The organism is Streptomyces sp. NPDC088350 (assembly GCF_044753545.1).
Classification (GTDB): Bacteria; Actinomycetota; Actinomycetes; order Streptomycetales; family Streptomycetaceae; genus Streptomyces.
In genome coordinates this window covers 47,672-67,744 of record NZ_JBIVNL010000022.1, presented here as the reverse complement: position 1 = coordinate 67,744, position 20,073 = coordinate 47,672, and the positions used below count along the sequence as shown (strand labels likewise).

Below are 20,073 nucleotides of genomic sequence, written 5' to 3'. Positions count from 1 at the left end.
ACGTATGTCTACCAGTGCCTTGACGCGCTCGTCCATACGGGCCCAGTATCCCGTCGAGTCAACGTTGTCTCAGCGTCGACCACGGGACGGCTCCGAAAGGGATCAGCCATGAACCTCTCCTCCAGCCAGGCCTCGGGCCTTCGCAGCCGGCGCACCCGGGCGGCGGCGATCGGCATCACGGTGTGCCTCGGCGCCACCCTCGCGGCCTGCGGTTCCTCCAACGGAAGCTCCTCGTCGTCCGGCGGCGGGAAGGTGGGGGTGTCACTGATCCTGAAGACCCTCAGCAACCCCTACTTCGTGAGCATGGAGAAGGACGCCAAGACGCAGGCCGCCAAGGACAACGTGAGCCTCACCGTCGCGGCGGGCACCTCGGACGGCGACACCCAGACCCAGATCACCGCCATCGACAACGCCGTCTCGCGCGGCGACAAGGGCATCCTGATCACCACCAACGGCGACGCCGTGAACACCGCGCTGAAGCGCGCGAAGCAGGCCGGCCTCTTCGTGATCGCCCTGGACACCGCGCCCAACCCGCCGAGCGTCGCGGACATCACCTACGCCACCGACAACGAGCAGGCGGGCAAGCTCGACGGCCAGTACGCGGCGGCGGCCCTGAACGGCAAGCCCGCGGTCATCGCCATGCTCGACCTGTTCAACAACCAGGTCGTCTCGGTGGACATCGACCGCGACCACGGCTTCCTGGAGGGCATGGGCATCGACCCGGGCAGCAAGACCGAGAACGGCAAGGAGGCCAAGTCCGGGAAGTACACCGGCGGCAAGGGCGGCACGTACAAGATCGCCTGTCACCAGCCGACCCAGGGCGCCATCGACGGCGGACGCACCGCGATGGAGAACTGCCTGTCGGCCAACCCGGACATCAACGTGGTCTACGCGATCAACGAGCCGGCGGGCGAGGGCGCGTACAACGCGCTGAAGGCGGCGAACAAGGAGAAGAGCGTCGCGATCTACGCGATCGACGGCAGTTGCTCGGGCCTGAAGAACGTCACCAGCGGTGAGTTCGCCGCCGACGCCGTGCAGTACCCGGGCAAGATGGCCGCCCTCGGCGTCAGTTCCATCGCGAAGCTCGCCCGCGGCGGCAGCAAGCCCAGCGTCACCAACGGCAAGTCGTTCTACGACACCGGCACCGCGCTGGTCGCCGCCAAGTCCCTCGGGGGTCTGACGGTCCAGTCCCCGTCGCAGGCCGCTTCCGCCTGCTGGGGCGACTGACAGCCGACCCGGCCGGCCGGGCTGGGCCGCCGGTGCCGGTAGCCGTCATGGCACCGGTGGCCCACCCGCACCACACCTCCTACGAAGGCCCGCACGAGGGACAGAACCGGAAGGACCCCCTGTGACCACCCACGTGGACAGTGAAGCGACACCGGCACCGGCGGAGGAGTTCCTCAACCGGCCCGCCACACCGGCCCAGCGCATCCACGCGGTGCTGCACCGTCAGCCGGCCCTCAGCCCGGCGATCGTGCTGGTGCTCGCCGCCATCGTGTTCTCCCTGGTCAACGACCGCTTCTACGCGTTGCAGAACCTGTCGCTGGTCGCCCAGCAGACGGCCGTCATCGGCTCGTTGGCCGTCGGCCAGACCGTCATCATCCTCACGGCCGGCATCGACCTGTCCATCGGCGCGGTCATGGTGCTGGCCTCCCTGCTGATGTCGAAGCTCGTCGCCGACAACCACCTGCCGGGCGTGCTCGCCCTGCTCGCGGGAGCCGCCGTCGCGATCGCCGCGCAGGCCGTCAACGGGCTGCTGGTCACCAGGATCAAGCTGCCGCCGTTCATCGTCACCCTCGGCACCCTCAGCATCTTCACCGCGATCACGCTCATCTACGCCAAGGGCCAGACCGTGTCCCTGCAACCGGGCAACATCCTCATGTGGAGCGCGGACACGGTCTCCATCGGGCAGCTGAACCTGACCACCGGCGTCCTGCTCATGATCGCCCTGTACGCGGTGATCGGCTACGCGCTGCGCTACACCGCCTGGGGCCGGCATCTGTACGCCGTGGGCGACGACATCGAGGCCGCCCGCCTGGCCGGCATCTCCGTCAACCGGGTGCTGCTGAGCGCCTACCTGGTCGGCGGGTTCGCCATCGCGGTGGGCGCCTGGATCCTGGTCGGCCGGGTCGGCGGCGGCGACCCGAACAGCGGCCTCAACGCCAACCTCCAGTCCATCACCGCCGTCGTCATCGGCGGCACCAGCCTGTTCGGCGGACGCGGGGTGGTGCTCGGCTCGCTGATCGGCGCGCTCATCGTCCAGGTCTTCGTCAACGGTCTGGCACTGGCCGGGATCGACCCCAACTACCAAGTCCTGACAGTCGGCGTGCTGGTGATCGCGGCTGTCTCCGTCGACCAGTGGATAAGGAGTGTGAAGTCATGACGACTGCCACCGCCACCGCCCCCGTTCTCGAAGCCAAGGGCCTGGTCAAGGTCTTCGGCCGGGTCGTCGGCCTGAGCGACGTCGACCTCACCCTCTACCCCGGCGAGGTCCTCGCCGTCATCGGCGACAACGGCGCCGGCAAGTCCACCCTGATCAAGTGCCTCTCCGGGGCGCTCGTCCCCGACCGGGGCAGCATCCTGGTCGACGGCTCCGAGGTGCACTTCAAACGGCCGCAGGACGCCCGCGAGTCCGGCATCGAGACCGTCTACCAGACCCTCGCCGTGGCCCCGGCGCTGGACATCGCCAGCAACCTGTTCCTCGCCCGCGAGATCCGCCGCAAGGGTGTGCTCGGCTCGGTGTTCCGCATGCTCGACACCGGCGAGATGAAGCGTCAGGCCTCCGACCACATCAAGCGGCTGGGCATCAGCACCCTGCAGAACATCAACCAGGCCGTGGAGACGCTCTCCGGCGGCCAGCGGCAGTCGGTGGCCGTCGCCCGCGCGGGTGCCTTCGGCGGCCGGGTCGTCATCCTCGACGAACCCACCGCAGCGCTGGGCGTCCGCGAGACCGGCCAGGTCCTCAAGCTCGTCCGCGACCTGCGCGACCAGGGCCTCGGCGTCATCCTGATCAGCCACAACATGCCCAACGTCTTCGACGTCGCCGACCGCATCCACATCCAGCGCCTCGGCGGCTGCGCCGGGGTCATCACCCCGCGGTCGCACTCCATGGAGGACGCGGTGGCCATCATGACGGGCGCGAAGAAACTCGTTCCGGAGGCCGGGTGACAGGCCGTGACGGGGGTGAAGGGGCTGGTTTCGGAGGCCGGGTGACGGGTCATGGCGGGGGTGAAGAGGCTCGTTCCGGAGGCCGGGTGACGGGTCATGGCGGGGGTGAAGAGGCTCGTTCCGGAGGCCGGGTGACAGGCCACCGGGTGACAGGCAGGGGCGGTGGCGCTACGGCCGACACGTTCCGGATCGCCGAAGGCCGCCTCGGCGACGAACCCACCCTGACCGTCTCCGCGCCGGACGGCGCCGTACGCGTCGTCCTCGCCCTGCGCGGGGCGACGCTGCTGAGCTGGCAGGTCGCACGCGGAGTCGCCGGACAGCTCACGGAACTGACGGACGGTTACCGCGACGAGGCCGAACTGCTGTCGCAGGACGGCGTACGGGCGGGCCTGCTCGCCCCGTTCCCCAACCGTGTCGCCGACGGCCGCTACCACCACGCCGGCCACGACCACGACCTGCTGCCCGGCCGCCTCGGGGACCGCACGGTCTACCACGGCTTCGCGCGCGAAGCGCCGTTCCGGCTCGTCGCGGCCACCATGACACCAGACTCGGCGCGGCTGCTGCTGCGCAGCACGAGCATCAGACCGGACAGGTACCCCGGTTACCCGTTCGCGCTGGACCTCGACGTGGAGTACACCATCGGCCGCCACGAACTCGGCATCGGGATCCGGGCGACGAACGTGGGGGAGACCACCGCCCCCTACGCATCGGGCTGGCACCCCTACTTCACCCTCTCCCGCCCCCGCCCCATCGACGACCTCGTCCTGCACATCCCCGCCCACACCCTGATCCGCACCGACGCCTCCCTCATCCCCCTGCGCGGAAAGGACGCCCTGCTGCCCCTGGACCGCTGCCCCGACCTGGACTTCCGTACGCCCAGGAGGCTCGGCGACGCCGTCATCGACGCCTGCTTCGCGGACCTGGACCCCGGCCCCGGCGGCCGGACCGGGACGGTACTGAGCGACCCGGCGACCGGAGACGCGCTACGGGTGTGGCAGCACGGCGGCTACCTGCACGTGTTCACCGGCGACACCCTCGCCCGCGACCGGCGCGCCTCCCTCGCCCTGGAACCCGTCGAGGCACCCACCGACGCCTACAACCGTCCGGAACACGCCGCCGCCCTGTCACTGGAGCCCGGCCGGCGGCGGGAATTCCGTTTCGGGGTCACCTATCTGCCGGCGGCGCGCCGAGGGGTGTCCGACGTGTCATGTCCCGGCCGCGGTGCGGGCTCGCGGAAGGCGTAGCCGGAAGCACGCGCCGAGGGTCCGGGGGGTGAGGCTGAGGGTGCCTCCGTGGCGATGGGCCAGGTCGCGGGCGATGGCGAGGCCCAGGCCGGTGCCGCCGTGGTCGCGGGAACGGGCGTCGTCGAGCCGGACGAAGCGTTCGAAGACGCGCTCGGCGTCCTCGGTGGGCACGCCCGGTCCGTCGTCGTGCACGGTGAGGACGACCCAGTCGTCCTGGTTCCGGACGGTGATCTGGATGCGGTGCGCGGCGTGGCGGGCGGCGTTGTCGACGAGGTTGCGCAGCAGCCGTTCGTATTCGCCGGGGTTTCCGTGTGCGGGGGCGGGTTCGGTGCTGTCGCAGGTGAGGGTCAACGGCCGTTCGCCGAGGGGGTATTGCTCGGTCAGCCGGGAGGCGAGGGCCGCCAGGTCGACGGTGTCGGGGTCGGACGTGGGGGCGCGGGTGTCGAGGCGGGCGAGGAGCAGCAGGTCCTCGGCGAGGGCCTGGAGGCGGCGGGTCTGTCGTGCGGCGGTGGTGGCCGCGCCGGGCCAGTCGGTGCGTTCCGGGTAGGCGAGCGCTACTTCCAGGCTGGCCAGCAGGGTGGTGAGGGGGCTGCGCAGTTCGTGGGCCGCGTCCGCGACGAAGCGGCGCTGCTGGGCGGCGGCGTCGTCGAGGCGCTGGAGGGTGCTGTTGATGGTGGTGGCCAGGGCGGCGATCTCGTGTCCCGTGGCGGGTACCGTGACGCGTTCGCGGGGGTCGTTCGCGGTGACCGAGGCGGTGAGGACGCGGATGGCCTCGACCGGCCGCAGCGACCTGCGGACGGTGAAGTAGACGGCGGCGCCGATCAGTACGAGGCCGACGAGCCCGGCCCGCAGCAGCAGGAGGTCGGTGGTCCTGGCGATCTCCTCGGCCGTTTTCGGGAGCACCACCACATAGACCCGCAGGTAGGCGTCCGAGGCGACGCCCAGAGCGGCGACCTTGGCCTTGCTGAGTTGACCGACGCCGACATCGGCGAACATTACCGTGAAGGTCCCGCCGGCCAGGCCGAGTCTGTCCCTGGAGTGGGAGCCGCGCTCCGGTATGCGGAGGGGAAGGATCGTCAGGACTCCGGGCTCCCTGGCCTCCGACGGGGTGGGCAGCACATGGCGGGTGCCGGGATCGAGGGCGTCCATGCCTCCGCCGTAGGCGACAGCGGTGCGCCGGCCGGACGCGACGACCTCGTACGGCAGCACGATGCTTTTCTGCGCGGGAAGCACACCCCCGTTCAGCTGATCGACGAGAGCCCAGACCTGTTGCTCGGCCTGGCTTTCGGCGATCCGGGTGCCCTGGCGGTAGACGTCGTGGTGCAGCCACCAGCCGATGCCGACCAGGATGACGGCGGCGGCCGAGGCGGCGGCCAGGGCCGTGCGGGCGCGTACCGAACGCGGCGCGATCCGCCACCGGCGGCGCCGCGGCTCAGTCGCGTTCACGGTCGTCCACCAGCCGGTAGCCGGTACCCCGTACGGTCTCCAGGGACCGTCGGCCGAACGCGGAGTCCACCTTCTTGCGCAGCGCGCTGACCCTTGCCTCCACGAGGTTGGGATCCAGGGCTTCGTCGGGCCACGCGTGATAGAGCAGATCCGCTTTGGAGACCGCCTGGCCCGCCCGGCGGGCCAGCAGCTCAAGGACGGCGAACTCCCTGGGCGTGAGTTCCACCCGGGCCCCGGCCCGGCGGCAGACCCGGCCGGCGACATCCAACGAGAGGTCGCCCACGGCGAGGACCGGCGGGGCGACCGTGGCGGCCCGTCTGACCAGCGCCCGCAGCCGTGCGACGAGCACCACGTAGGAGAAGGGCTTGGCCAGGTAGTCGTCGGCGCCCGTGTCCAGGGCCTCCGCCTGGTCCCAGTCCCCGTCCTTGGCGGTGAGGACCAGGATGGGGGTCGCGTTGCCCTCCCGGCGCAACTGGGCGCAGACCTTGTAGCCGTTGAGCCCCGGCAGCATCAAGTCCAGTACGACCAGGGCGTATTCACCGGTCCTGGCCATCCACAGCCCCTGCCGGCCGTCATGGGCGAGGTCGACGCTGTAGCCCTCGGCGGTCAGACCGGTGTGCAGGGTGTGAGCGAGGTCCACCTCGTCTTCGACCACCAGGATGCGCATGCGGTGCAGCTTCGCACAGCGCGGGCACGCCTTCCTGATCGGCCGGTCAGGTTGGGTCAGCAGCCGGTCAACGGGGTCCGGGCACGCTGGCGGAGCGTCTTCCGCCACTGCTGAAAGGCCCTGTCACCGATGTCCGTTGATGAACGTGCCCCCGCCGTGGCCCCCGCCGTGGCCAGGACGGTCTCCCCTCCCGTACCCGTCCGTCGACCATCACCGGGCCCGGCCCAAGCCGTTGTCGTCCTCGCGCCCCTGCTGCTGACCGTCGCCCTGGGGCTCTGGGGTATCCGCAGGCAGAACACCATGTGGGGGGACGAGTCCGTCACCTATCAGGTCGCGCACCGCGATCTTTCGCAGATATGGCGCACCGCCCAGCACATCGACCTGGTCCACGCCCTCTACTACGCCGTGATGCACGAGCTCTTCGGCCTCTTCGGCGGAGGGCTCCTGACGCTGCGGCTGCCGTCCGTGCTGGCGATGTCCGCGGCGGCGAGCGGAGTCGGGCTGCTGGCGCTACGCCTGGCGGGACCCCGGGTCGGACTGCTGGCCGGGCCGGTGTTCGCGCTCCTTCCCCAGGTACAGAAGTTCGCGCAGGAAGGCCGCTCGTACGCCATGGTCTGCGCCCTGGTCACCTGGGCCACCTACGCGCTCGTGGTCAGCGTCCCGCAACGCGGCCGGTGGGGATGGGGGTGGAGGTGGCGGTTGCGGTGGGCGGTCTACGGCTCCACCATGCTGCTGGCCTGTCTGCTCCACGAGTTCGCGGTCCTCGCCCTGGTCGCACACGGCGTCGCCCTGGTCGTCTCCCGTGCGCCACGACGGGTGGTGAGGGCGTGGGGCACGGCTGCCGCGGGCGTCGTGGCGGGACTGTTGCCGCTGGCGATCCTCAGTGCGGGGCAATCGGCGCAGGTGTCCTGGATCGGCGCACCGGTACGGCCCGATTATTTCCTGGTGGTGGCGGCCGTGGGCGTGGTGTGTGCGCTGGCACCCCTGGGGGTGAGGGGATCTCCGGGGGTGAGGGGATCTATGGGGGTGAGGGGACCTCTGGAGGGGAGAGGACCTCTGGGGGTGAGGGTGCTTCTGGGGGTGAGGGGGCCCGTGCGGCTTTCCGCGCTGGCTGTGCCGATTCTTGTGCTACCCGGCTTTCTCCTGCTGATCGCCTCGCTGGTCAAGCCCCTCTTCGTCGACCGGTATGTGGTCTACAGCAACATCGGAATCGCGTTGCTGCTGGGCGCTTCGATGGATCACCTCCTCCGGCGGCAGTGGTCTTCCCGCTACGCGTGGATCGCGGCGGTCGCCGTACTGACCGCGCTCGTCCCGACGAGCCTTTCACTGAGGACACCCCAGAGCCGCAGCAATGACGTCACCGCCATCAGCGCCGCCGTACGCGAGGAAGGCCGTCCCGGCGACGGGCTGCTCTATCTCCCCGCCCAGCACCGGATCCTGACCGCGGCCAACCCCGAGGACACCCGTTCCCTGACGGATCTCGCCCTGGCACAGGACCCCGTTTCGTCGAACACGCTGGCCGGTGTCGAGCTTCCCGCCCAGGAAATAGCGGCCCGCATGCTGCAATTCGACCGGATCGTCGCGGTCCGCGACCCGGCGGGCACGCACTCGCCGACCAACCCGCAGGAGGAGGCGAAGGCAAGCACCCTGCGGCGCTACTTCCGTGAGTACGGGACAACGCGTGTCAACGGGGCGTGGGTCACTGTCTATGTCCGGGACCTCGGCCCGTCTCCGAAGGCCGGTCCTGGATCCAGCTGACCGGGAGCGCGGGAGCGAGTGGTGGGGTGACGAGGTGACGGAGGTAGTTCTCACTGGTCGACGCTGGTTCCCAAGCTCATCTGCCCTGGATGTGCCCTCACAATCTCAGAAGGCGAGCCGCCTGAGCGAGGTGAGCGATGACTTCGAGGGCAGTGTCGTCGGCCACTTGCTCGGTTGGTGTACAGACTGGGCCGAACCTTGGCGACTGGTAGTGGTCCGTCCACTCGCCAGGAGTGCCCCCCCGGGCCGGGTGCGCCACAAGAGTTGCTGCGGTGCACCCGGCTGCTACTGCCCCGCTATGCGTCGGGCCCGAGTGAGGTCAGGTCGTAGGCGTTGCTGATCGTGTTGTAGCCGTCTGGCGTCAGGTTGATGTGGTCGCCGGAGTCGAAGTCCGCCGGGGCCGCGTCGTTGTCGAGTTTCAGTGCTTTTGGGTCTGCTGTACTCGCAGTGTCCGTGACCGCCACCACCGCTTCCGCGTCCACGTGACTCACTGTTGGTGGAGTGAAGTCGAGTTGGTCGGTGATCCAGGTATTGGTGTCGATGCGGTTCTGGTCGACTGCCGCGGTGCAGGCGCTGTTTCCGTCGCAGGGCGTCAGAGTGGTGAAGATGACCTTGATGCCCCAGCCCTTCAGCTGATCCCGCAACAGCCCGAGGGCACTGTCGATGTCGACGTCGTCGTGGCCGGCGACGATGTCCTCCAAGCCTTGTGTGACCACAACTGTGCGGATGCCGGGCACGGACAGGACGTCCCGGTCCAGGCGGGTGAGTGCCGCGCGCCCGCCCGCGCCTGCGCCCTGGTCGGTTCCCAGGTAGTTGTTCTCTATGCCGGCGTTCTCGACGCCGTAGACCGGTACGCCGTCGGTGTTGGTGATCAGGCGGTTCGCCAGATACTGGTTGAAGCGGGGGGTGCTGTAGCCCGCTGTATTACCCGTGGTGCGGGTGTTGATGAGGCCGTCGCCGAGCACGGAGACGGTGGGCTGGTGGTCGGTGGTGGTGACGTCGACTCCGGTGAGGATGTCGGTGGAGCGGGCCGCGACCGTGCCGGTGCCGGTGAACGCCGTGTTGGCCGTGTCCGTGGTGTGGTCGCCGCTGCCGACGGCGCTGACGTAGCCGACTGAGTCGGTGGCTGCCCAGGGGTGCATGACGAGGTAGCTCACCTGGTTCACCAGATGGATGCTGGTCGTGATCACTCCGCCGGGGGCGACCGTCATGGGGATCGGGTCGCTGTAGAGCTCGCCGCCCTCCGGGATGACCACCGACTTGGTTCCGCCGAAGGTGACGTCCACGGGTGTGGAGGCGGTTGCCGCGCCGCTGCTGTACGGGGCGACGGTGACGTGGTCGAGGGTCAGCGGGTCGGTACCCAGGGCGTTGGACAGGCGTAGCCGCACGTGGTCGCCGCCGGCGCTTATCTGGCTGACCTCGCGGAAGGTCTGGTTGCTGAAGGCTCCCATGGAGGAGAACTGGAACCGCTCTTCGGTAGGTGCGCTCCAACTGCCAGTCCAGGAAGCGCTGTTGGCCGCGGTGGTGGTGTCGCGGACGGACATGCCGATGATGTGCATCCCCGGCACGTACTTGCGTGCGGCCTGGGCCAGATCGGGCAGTGCCACCGAGTCGACCGTGGCGCCGGCCTTCAACGGGACGGCGAACGCGTAGATGTTGGTGCTGTGGGTCACCGCGTTCGTGGGGATGTTGCGGTACGGAAGGGTGACTGCGGCCAGGGTGTCGGGACCGTCCACCCAGTCGGGCATGGTCAGGTAGTAGGGCTGTGCGCTCCCGTCTCCGTAGGTGATGGACCCCTTCGGCGTGACGCAGTCTTCATAGGTGCCGTTGCCGAGGCTGCACTTCGTGGCGGATGTGTTGGTGTTGTCGGGGACGACGGGGCTGGTGGTGTCGCCGTCCTGGTGCTGGGAGCCGACGGACCCGTAAGTGGAATACCCGAGGAAGACCAGTGCCTGGCCGCTGGCGCCGTTCATCTGGATGGTCTGGTTCGCGGCGAGCACGTTGTCGCCGCTTGTGGAGCCGAAGTTGGGCAGTGTGAAGGTGGCACCGTCGACGGTGATCTTGCCGCCGGGTTGCCAGCCGGCTGCCTTGAGCGCCTGGAGGGAGAGGCTGGAGCCCGCTCCGTCGACGTCGGCGGTGGTGCGGTTGCTGTCATCGGTGGTGGCGGTGTTGTTAAAGGCGGCTTGCAGGCTGGTGTAGGTCTTTGCGGCGTGCCCGATCGCGGTGAACTCGTACGTCCTCTGGGAGGAGACGTTGCCGGCCGAGTCGACGGCGTTGACGTAGAGCGTGTGAGTGCCCGGTGCCACGGGGGTCACCGTGATCGTGGCGGCGTTGTTGCTGGCCGTCACGGTCTGCGCGGCTGGGGTGTTGGACGTGGGCGGCGCGGCGTCCAGGCCGTAGAAGAACTTGGTGGCGTTGTTGCCGTTCGTGCCGGGGTCCACGGAGAGAGTGAACTTGCCCGCCGTGCCGGCGGCGGTGATGCCCGGTGCGTCCTCCGGGTAGAGGCTGTCCGCGGTTTTGACCGTGGGCTGGGCGGGGCTGTGCAGGTCGACGGTGAAGTGACAGGTGGCGGAGGTGGCGGAGGTGTCCTCGCCGTCGCTGGAGGTGACCTTCCAGTTGACGATGCTGCCGTCCGCGAGACCGCTCATGAACGTCGAGGGCAGCTGTTTCGGTGCGTTGGCGCCGCTGGCGACGGTGGCGCTGGTGGTTGTGGTGGCCGTGCCGCTGCCGACCCAGTACGAGTAGGTGGCCGCGAGGGCGTCCTTGTCGGTGTCGCTGATGGTGGCGTTGAGGGTGGGCGGGGTGGTGGCCAGGGTCTTGCCGACGATGGGGTAGGGAGTGGCGGTGCCGCAGCCGAGCGAGGTGGAGCCGACCTTGGTGGCCAGTGTGCCGGGCTTGTTCGGCGCGTGGTTGTAGGTGATGGCAAGCGACGGGTTGTTGTCGAAGCGTTTGAAGTAGTTGCCGTCGCCGCTGCCGTTGTGGCCGTTGACGAGGGCGAACGTCCAGCTCTTCAAGGGAACCTGGACACCGTTTCTGATCGTCTTGGTCACATCGAAGCCGGCAGAGGGCTCGCTGGAGCAGGCCGGTCCGAAGCTCTTGGTGTCCTCCTTCGTGGTCCGCGACGTGTTGCTGTTCCAGGTGGTCGACGAGTTGATCGCGGCGGACCAGTAGAGGGAGACGTCGGAAGAGAGGCTGCAGCTGGCGGAGTAGTTCTCTTTGACGTCTACCGTGGCCGTGACCACGTGCGAGTGGTCGACGATGGAGGGCACGGCGAGCTGGAAGTAGGAGATCTCGTCGCCGATGCAGCCGGACCAGCTGTTGTAGCCGACGCCGGGGTCGCCGTACTGGGTGGAGTCGTAGTTCTTGGCGGTGGGGCAGCCCTGTTGAGTCTCGGCGTAGTGCTGCTTGGCGCCGGTGGCGTAGTGCGGATTCCAGGTCGGGTCGATGAAGACCGGGAACTTGGTGTCCGCGTCGCCGAGCAGTTTGGCGTCGGGGACGAGGGACAGGGTCCGGCCGTGCAGGCGGCCCTGGACGCGCGCTACTCGGGCCTTGGGGGCGGGGCCTGATTCCGGGGTGGTGTGTGCTGCGCCGATGCCGCTGGAGTCCCACATGGCAGGCTGCGGGGCGCTGAAGAGCACCCTGCCGTCCGGTGTGGTCGCGGCGAGGTTGCCGTGCCCGTCGTCGGCGACGGTGACGCCCTTCGCACTTGTGGTGAGGGCGAGTTGGGCGAGGGCTGGGTCGGCGGCGGCCTGGGCGTTCTTGACGACGAGGACCTGTGACCAGCCGCCCTGCGTGTCGGCGGTGACTCGCAGGTCTACGCCGGGCAGCACGCTCGGGTAGGTCAGGCCGGCGCCGGAGGCGTGCGGGGTGGGCAGGGTGTGGGGCCAGGACAGTGCGAGGGATGCCTTGCCCTCGGTCATGGTGGCGAGGGGGCTGGTCCCGCCGCCGGAGAAGGAGAGCGGTTCGGCCGCGGCGGTGGGGCTCCAGGTGCCGTCCGCGTCGCGTGTCAGGGTGGCGTCGACCGGGACCCAGCGGTGCGCCTTACGGACCCGTACGGGCAGCACGCTGGAGTCATAGGTGACGGTGCCTGACGGGTTCGCCGTCGTGGTGGCCGTCTCGGTGGTCAGGGCGTCGACCCGGACTGGCTGGCCGGTCGCCGAGGCCTGCTTCTGCGCGCTGGACAGTGCCGACTCCTCGGCCGTCGTCAGCCCGTCGTCGTCATCGGTCGGGCGCAACGATCCGGTCGGATCCGGTGACTTCGTGTCATCCGCGGGCGCCGGCGTCAGGTCCGGTCGGCCGGTGTTGACATCTGCGACGGAGCCCGGTCCGGAGTCCGCGGCGGCAGGCTGAGCGGCGAGCGGTGACAAGCAGAGTGCGCTGACGGTGGCAAGGACCAGGAATCTGCCCGGTATTCGCGGGTACTTTCTGAATGGAACGCCGGAGGAAAGTCGGCGGAAACGGTCGGACATCTGCCCCCCAATTTGAGTCCGAGTGTAAGCATCTATGGGCGCGAGGGAGGCTACCCGTAATCATGTGACGGGGACAACGGTCCCAAGAATAAAACAGCCATGATGCGACCTCTCTGGACGTGTAGATGAAGTGTGCAACTTTGCTGTCCGGTGAACCAGTTGGGGAAGTTATTGAGTGATGTGACCCGTTCATGCCAGAGTTGGTGTGTTTGACCTAGGATTTTGGTCGAACAAGGGTCGATGCGTGGCGATCTCTATACTTTTTGAACATGTGAAGGGACTGTGAGAGGCGTCTTTGATCTGATCGAATAGGCCCCGACAGCCGTGCTGGAATGGGGGGTCCGGAGTGCGTCGTAATTCACGTTGGCGGATTTACAGAAAGACCATGCGGATACGCAGGGTGCCCGCTTTGTGGATCGTCGCAATCGGTCTGCTCAGTCTGCTGGTCGGGTTTATCGCGCCGACAGACGCACTCGCGGCTGAACAGCACACGAATTACCTTGTGAAGGCGAAGAAGGAACCGTCGGTTCCCGTCACGCCGGTCAAGGGCAAGGCCGTGAAGGTGCCGCAGATGGCGCGCTGGAGCGCAGCCCAGGCCCACAAGACCTGGCCCGCCAGGGGGGCGGCCGACGTGGCGGTTCCCGCACGCGGCGCCGCCGCCGAGCGGGCTGCCGGCGTCCCGGTGACGGTTGCCGCAGCGAAGAGCACACACCGGGCGGGCGCGGGCACCCGCGTCCACGTGTCGCTTCCGGGCCAGACGGCCGCGCAGAAACTCGCCCTGAAGGGCGTCGTCCTCACCGTGCAGCCCGACAGCACCACCTCGGGTGGCACCGCCCAAGTGGGCCTGAACTACTCGGCGTTCAAGGACGCCTACGGCGGCGACTGGGCAGGCAGACTCCGCCTCGTCCAACTGCCGGCCTGCGCTCTGACCACCCCGCAAGCCGCCGCCTGCCGCAAGCAGACCCCGCTGACCTCGACCAACGACGCGAAGACGCAGACGGTCTCGGCCGAGATCGCGCTGCCCGCCACCACTACGGCGCAGCCGATGGTGCTCGCGGCGGAGGCTGCCGCTACGGGCGGTGGCGGCAGCTATGCGGCCACCTCCCTGGCGCCGTCCGGCCAGTGGACCGCGGGCGATTCGGCCGGTGCCTTCAGCTACTCGTACCCCATCTCAGTGCCCGACGTGCCAGGCGGCCTGGCCCCGAACGTGTCCCTCGGCTACAGCTCGCAGAGTGTCGACGGGCGCACCTCCTCGACGAACGCCCAGTCCTCCTGGATCGGCGACGGCTGGGACTACTCGCCCGGCTTCGTCGAGCGCAGCTACGCCTCCTGCTCCGACGACACGGCGAACGGCACCCCCAAGACCTCGGACGAATGCTGGTCCGACGACGTCGACTCGCTCACTCTGTCGCTGAACGGCTCGTCCAACACCCTCGTCCACGACGACAAGTCGGGCACCTGGCACCCGCAGGGCGACAACGGCGAGAAGATCGAGGTCAAGACCGACACGGTCAACGGCGACAACGACAACGAGTACTTCGTCGTCACCACGGCCGACGGCACTCAGTACTACTTCGGCAAGAACCGGCTGCCCGGCTGGGCGACGGGCAACGCGACCACCAACTCGGTGTTCACCGCGCCCGTCTACGGCAACGACGCCAACGAGCCGTGCCACGCGGCCAGCTTCGCCGACTCCTGGTGCCAGCAGGGCTACCGCTGGAACCTCGACTACACCGTCGACCCGCACGGCAACGCCATCAGCTACTGGTACACGCCCGAGACCGGCTACTACGGCCGGGACAACGCCACCACCCCGACCACGTACGCCCGCGACGGCTACCTCGCCAAGATCCAGTACGGGCAACTGGCCGGCAAGGTCTACGACACCGCCGCCCCGGCCGCGGCCCAGGTCTTCTTCGACACCTCCGAGCGCTGCCTGGCCGACTCCAGCTTCGACTGCGCCACGACGAAGATGACGACCGCCAACGCCTCGCACTGGCCGGACGTGCCCGTCGACCAGACCTGCGCCTCCACAGGCACCTGCAACAACCACGGCCCGGCCTTCTTCACCACCAAGCGTCTGACGGGCATCCGCACCCAGACCCTGGTCGGCACCGCCTACCAGAACGTCGACGCGTGGACGCTGACCCACACCCTCCCGCCGACCGGGGACACCACCACCCCGTCGCTGTGGCTGAGCCAGATCGTGCACACCGGCAAGGACGGCGGAAGCCTGGATCTGCCGCCGGTGAAGTTCGCCGGACAGGCGCTCGCCAACCGCGTGGACGGCCTCGACGGCTACCAGCCGATCACCCGGTACCGGATGACCACGGTCACCACCGAGTCCGGCGAATTGATCACCGTCAACTACACCAGCCCGCAATGTCATCGCACGGGCACCCCGGTGCTGCCGTCCAGCGAGGACGGCAACATCTACCGCTGCTATCCGCAGTACTGGACAGCGCCGGGACAGACCTCACCGCAGTTGGACTGGTTCAACAAGTTCCTCGTCAACGCCGTTACGACACAGGACCCCACCGCCGGCGGGCTCCCCGTCCAGACGTCGTACAAGTACGTCGGCGACCCGGCCTGGCACTACAACGACGACCCGCTGACCCAGGCCAAGTACCGCACCTGGAACCAGTGGCGCGGCTACGGCACGGTCGAGACCCGCACCGGCACGGCCCCGGAGAAGATCACGCTGTCCCGGGAGACGTACTTCCGGGGCATGGACGGAGACAAGACCTCCAGCGGTACCCGCAGTGTCACGCTCAACGACACAGCGAACGACGACCCGCAGAAGGACTCGGACTGGCTGGCAGGCCAGACCTTCGAAGCGCTGTCCTACAACGGCGACGGCGGCGCGCTGCTCTCGGACAGCGTCACCGACCCGTGGACCTCGGCGGCGACGGCCACCCAGTCCCGTACAAAGGCGAGCCTGGACCCTCTGGTCGCCCACCGCACCAACATCCAGCGGGCCCGCACCGTCACCACCAAGGCGGACGGCACCAAGCGCACGACCGAGGTCGACTACTCGATCGACGGCGCCACCGGTCTGCCCATGACTGTGGACGACCAGGGCGACATCGCGACGTCCAGCGACGACAAGTGCAGCCGCACCTGGTACGCGACGGACGCCTCCGGCAACCTGCTGCCGATCCCGCGCCGCGTCCAGGAAGTCGCCGTCTCCTGCTCCGCCACCCCTAAGTACCCGCACGACCTGCTCAGCGACGACCTCACCTTCTTCGACGGCTCCACGGACAACACCGCCACGCCCACCAAGGGCGACGTCACGATGGTCCAGAAGGCCGACTCGGTCGCCGACGACGGCACCCCGCACTACGTCACGGCACTGAAGAACACCTACGACTCCTACGGCCGCGAACTCACCGAGACCGACGCCGACGGCCGCGTCACGACCACCGCCTACACCCCGGCCGCCGGCGCGTCCCCGACCGCCATCACGGTCACCCGGCCGAAGGTCACGGGCCAGACGGCGGGCTTCGCCTCCACGACCACGCTGGACCCGGCCCGCGGCCTGGACCTGAAGACCACGGACGCGGCCGGCTACTCCACCACCAGCGCCTATGACCCGCTGGGTCGCCTGACCGCGGTGTGGAGCCCGGGCTTCCCCACCGACAACAACCCCAACATCAAATACAGTTACAACCTCTCGCCCTCGGTGCCGTCCACGGTCACCACCCAGACCCTCACCGACGACAACGCCTACCGCACCTCCATCTCGATCTACGACGCGATGCTGCGCCCGCGCGAGACGCAGACGGCGACCGTCGACGGCGGCCGTACGATCACCGATAGCGTCTACGACACGCACGGCTGGGCGGTCAGCTCCTCCGACGCGTACTACAACAACAGCGCCCCGTCCGCCACGATGGTCGACGCACCGGACAACAAGACGCCGTCCCAGACCGCCACGGTCTACGACGGCGCGGGCCGCGTGACCGCGTCGATCGCCTATCACTTCGCCTCCGAGACCTGGCGCACGACCACGGCCTACATCGGCTCCGACCGCGTCGACGTCACTCCTTCCGCCGGGACCACGCCCTTCGGTGCCACACCCACCACCACGTACACCGACGCCCGCGACCAACTGGTCAAGCTGCTGCGCTATCACGGCGCCACAGCCACCGGTGCCGCCGACACCGTCACCTACTCCTACGACACGGCCGGTCACCAGACCGGCGAGGACGACGGTCAGGGCCACACCTGGTCCAGCGGCTACGACCTTCTCGGCCGTCGTACTTCCCAGACCGACCCCGACACCGGCTCCTCCAGCTCCACGTACGACAACGCCGGCCAGCTGATGACCACGACCGACGCCCGCGGCAAGACCATCAGCTACACGTACGACGAAATGGGCCGCAAGAAGGCCGAGTTCGACACCACGGGCGGTGCCGCGCAGTCCACCGGCAACGAGCTGGCCGCCTGGACGTACGACACGCTGAAGAAGGGCGAGCCCACCGCCTCGATCCGTTACGTGGGCGGCTCCGCCTACACCAACAAGATCCTCGGCTATGACAGCCACGGCTGGGCGCAGGCCAGCGAACTCGTGGTCCCCGCTGCCGAAGGCGCCTTGGCCGGCAACTACATCCACCAGAACACGTACAACCTCACCGGCACGCTGAAGAACTACACCGACCAGGACCCGACGGCCGTCAAGCTGCCGCAGGAGACCGTCTCCTACAACTACGACGCCTACGGACGCCCTACTTCCGTCGGCGGCACCACGAACAGCTGGTCCTACGTCAACAAACTCAGTTACACGGAATTCGACGAGCCGAACCAGCTCACATACGGGACCGACGGCAACTTCGCCCAGCAGACCCTGAACTACGACGATCAGACGCATCGCCTGACGGACTCGACCACGACCACCAAGTCGGGCGGCGCGATAGCCGACAAGACCAGTTACTCCTACCAGCCGTCCGGCAACGTCACGAAGATCACCGACAAGCTGGAGACAGGCTCGACCGACACCCAGTGCTTCGACTACGACTGGGCGCAGCGTCTGAAGGACGCGTGGACGGCCACCGACGACTGCGCGGCGACCCCCGCGTCCGGCGCTTCGACAACGGTGGGCGGTCCGTCGCCGTACTGGCAGTCATGGTCCTACGACGCGACGGGCGCCCGCTCCTCCCAGGTGGATCACGACACCACGGGTGACACCTCCCACGACGCGACGGCCTCGTACACCCCGTTCGCGGCGGGCAACGGCCCTGCCCACGCGGTGTCCCAGGTGAACACGGTGGTGCCCGGCGACTCGACGGCCAACACCACCAACGCCTACACCTACGACCAGGACGGCAACGTCCACACCCGCACCACCCGAGCCGGAACCGACACCTTCACCTACAACGACGAGGGAGATCTGTCGGAGCTGTCCTCCACGGGCTCCTCCGGCGACACGAAGTACCTGTACGACGCCGACGGCAGCCTGCTGCTCCGGCACAGCCCCGACGGCACCACCCTCTACACCGGCGACGAGGAGATCACCCTCAAGAACGGCGCCACCAGCGCCGACGGCGTGCGCTACATCTCCATCGCCGGCGAGACCGTGGCCACCCACTCCTCCGACGGCGAGTTCACCTACCTGATCCCCGACCGCCAGGGCACTGGCACCCTGGAGATCGACTCCCAGACCCAGCAGGTCACCCGCCGCCAGTACAAACCCTTCGGCGAAACACGCGACCAGACCGGGACCTGGATCGGGCAACAGGGTTATGTCGGCGGCACCCAGGACGACAACACCGGCCTGACCAACCTCGGCGCCCGCGAGTACGACCCGTCCATCGGCCGCTTCCTCAGCCCCGACCCCGTCATGGATCCCGGCTCCCCGCAGTCCTGGAACGCCTACGACTACGCCGACGACACCCCGGTCACCACGTCCGACGCCAGCGGCGGCTGTGCGGAGGCCGACTGCCCGACTCGCAACTGCCCCGCCTGCCTCAACCGCACACCCACTGACAAGAACCCCAACTCGCCGGCGCTGCACGACTCCCCGGGCTCGGGCAGCACACCCACCAACACCAAGTCGTACGCCAAGAAGTACAAGGCGGACGTCAGCAACAGTTCGCAACGTGTCCACGACGAGGAACGCGCCCTGGAGCGCGAGAAAGCAACAGCGGACGCCGCAGCCGCCGCAGCGAAGAGACAGGTTTCAGGCTTCAAACACCGCCTGCTCAGCCTGGTCGCGGACGTCATCGGCCTCACCGACGCCTACAACTGCTTCACCAAGGGCGACATCATGGGCTGCGTCAACACAGCCCTGACAGCGGTGCCCTGGGGCAAGGTCTTCAAGGCCATCAAGGTCGGCGTCGAGGCGTTCAAGGTCTGGCGAGCCCTTGACCACGCGTACACCGCGGTCAAGGACGCAGAGGAAGCCGCGAAGATCGCCGACGACGCCGTCAAGGCCGAACACATGGTCCTGGAAGCGGAGAAGACGGAAGGAGCCGGGGCCGAAGCAGCCAGCTGCGCAACGCACAGCTTCGTACCCAGCACGGGGGTCCGCCTAGCAGACGGTTCGTCCACACCGATCAGCAAGGTCAAGGCCGGCGACACGGTCCTGGCGACGGACCCGCAGACGGGCGTCACGGCCCCGGAGAAGGTCCAGAACGTCATCGTCACGAAGACGGACAAGGACTTCACGACTCTGACCCTGGACACGGCCCCGGTCCGTGGCCCGCCGCAGCACAAGAAGGCCGACGCCCAGACCCTCACCACCACCTGGCACCACCCCTTCTGGGACACCACCCACCACCGGTGGACCGACGCCCACGACCTTGCTCCGGGGACCGAGCTTCGCCAGCCGGACGGCGCTACGGTCGTCATTCGCGGAGTGCGCAACTTCCATCAGCACAGCACTACGTACGACCTCACCGTCGGCACCCTCCACACGTACTATGTCGTAGCAGGCGGCACACCGGTCCTGGTTCACAACTGCGATCCTCTTGCGGAGTACGCCGACTCCGTGCGTAATGAACCAGGGACGAAATTCGCTTCCGAATATGAGTCTCCCTCAGGGGAGAAATATTACGGCCGCAACAAGCATGGTCAGCAGGCTGGCGGCGACCTGGCGGATGCTCTGGAAGAGGCTGGTCATCATGGAGGCTGTGCTGAGGTGAGTTGCCTCATTCAGGCTCAGGAGGCGGAAGGCCCAGGTGCGATCAGAGGAGGCACGATGCGTACGGTGAAGTCGAGAAACAACTCCATGCCGACTTCGAATACGACTGGGCATGGTGAACCAGCCGCTCCATGTGGTCGCTGCGTGCGACTGTTGGACAATCTCGGTATCGGTTAGCAA

Annotated in this window: 9 protein-coding genes; 6 read left to right on the top strand and 3 right to left on the bottom strand. The window is 68.3% G+C overall.

From position 1 onward, the window contains the following. The first annotated feature begins 108 nt into the window (after positions 1 to 108). The 4 genes from ACIQBL_RS46335 to ACIQBL_RS46320 all read left to right on the top strand — a co-directional run bounded on the left by ACIQBL_RS46335 (position 109) and on the right by ACIQBL_RS46320 (position 4,412). Positions 109 to 1,227 (top strand): substrate-binding domain-containing protein, encoded by a 1,119-nt coding sequence (locus ACIQBL_RS46335; RefSeq protein ID WP_401954641.1) that lies wholly within the window; start codon positions 109 to 111, stop codon positions 1,225 to 1,227. A gap of 121 nt (positions 1,228 to 1,348) precedes the next feature. Further along, positions 1,349 to 2,383, top strand: a complete 1,035-nt coding sequence (locus ACIQBL_RS46330; protein WP_401954638.1) for an ABC transporter permease — start codon at positions 1,349 to 1,351, stop codon at positions 2,381 to 2,383. After that, positions 2,380 to 3,168, top strand: coding sequence for an ATP-binding cassette domain-containing protein (locus ACIQBL_RS46325; RefSeq protein ID WP_401954635.1), 789 nt, complete (start codon positions 2,380 to 2,382; stop codon positions 3,166 to 3,168). Before ACIQBL_RS46330 ends, ACIQBL_RS46325 begins: the two co-directional genes overlap by 4 nt. Positions 3,169 to 3,299: 131 nt before the next feature. Then, positions 3,300 to 4,412 carry an aldose 1-epimerase gene (locus ACIQBL_RS46320; protein WP_401954632.1) on the top strand — a complete coding sequence of 371 codons (1,113 nt, stop codon included), beginning with the start codon at positions 3,300 to 3,302 and terminating at the stop codon, positions 4,410 to 4,412. On the opposite strand, the gene ACIQBL_RS46315 is transcribed toward ACIQBL_RS46320, so the two are convergent. Continuing rightward, positions 4,374 to 5,858 (bottom strand): sensor histidine kinase, encoded by a 1,485-nt coding sequence (locus tag ACIQBL_RS46315; protein WP_401954629.1) that lies wholly within the window; start codon positions 5,856 to 5,858, stop codon positions 4,374 to 4,376. The two genes, ACIQBL_RS46320 and ACIQBL_RS46315, sit on opposite strands and share 39 nt — an antisense overlap. After that, complete coding sequence (locus ACIQBL_RS46310; protein WP_329557312.1) at positions 5,845 to 6,525, bottom strand: response regulator transcription factor; 681 nt, start codon at positions 6,523 to 6,525, stop codon at positions 5,845 to 5,847. Before ACIQBL_RS46310 ends, ACIQBL_RS46315 begins: the two co-directional genes overlap by 14 nt. Before the next feature lie 129 nt (positions 6,526 to 6,654). Between ACIQBL_RS46310 and ACIQBL_RS46305 the strand changes: the two genes are divergently transcribed. Continuing rightward, complete coding sequence (locus tag ACIQBL_RS46305; protein WP_401954626.1) at positions 6,655 to 8,283, top strand: hypothetical protein; 1,629 nt, start codon at positions 6,655 to 6,657, stop codon at positions 8,281 to 8,283. A gap of 296 nt (positions 8,284 to 8,579) precedes the next feature. On the opposite strand, the gene ACIQBL_RS46300 is transcribed toward ACIQBL_RS46305, so the two are convergent. Continuing rightward, the gene (locus tag ACIQBL_RS46300; protein WP_401954624.1) at positions 8,580 to 12,518 is read right to left on the bottom strand and encodes a hypothetical protein; all 3,939 of its coding nucleotides are present in this window, start codon (positions 12,516 to 12,518) and stop codon (positions 8,580 to 8,582) included. 736 nt (positions 12,519 to 13,254) lie between these two features. Here ACIQBL_RS46300 and ACIQBL_RS46295 point away from each other — a divergent pair. Then, positions 13,255 to 20,070 carry an RHS repeat-associated core domain-containing protein gene (locus tag ACIQBL_RS46295; protein WP_401954621.1) on the top strand — a complete coding sequence of 2,272 codons (6,816 nt, stop codon included), beginning with the start codon at positions 13,255 to 13,257 and terminating at the stop codon, positions 20,068 to 20,070. Positions 20,071 to 20,073: the final 3 nt, after the last annotated feature.

Coding starts and splice junctions, on each gene's coding strand:
- ACIQBL_RS46335 (WP_401954641.1), top strand. CDS start 109: ATGAACCTCTCCTCCAGCCAGGCCTCGGGCCTTCGCAGCCGGCGCACC.
- ACIQBL_RS46325 (WP_401954635.1), top strand. CDS start 2,380: ATGACGACTGCCACCGCCACCGCCCCCGTTCTCGAAGCCAAGGGCCTG.
- ACIQBL_RS46310 (WP_329557312.1), bottom strand. CDS start 6,525: ATGCGCATCCTGGTGGTCGAAGACGAGGTGGACCTCGCTCACACCCTG.
- ACIQBL_RS46305 (WP_401954626.1), top strand. CDS start 6,655: ATGTCCGTTGATGAACGTGCCCCCGCCGTGGCCCCCGCCGTGGCCAGG.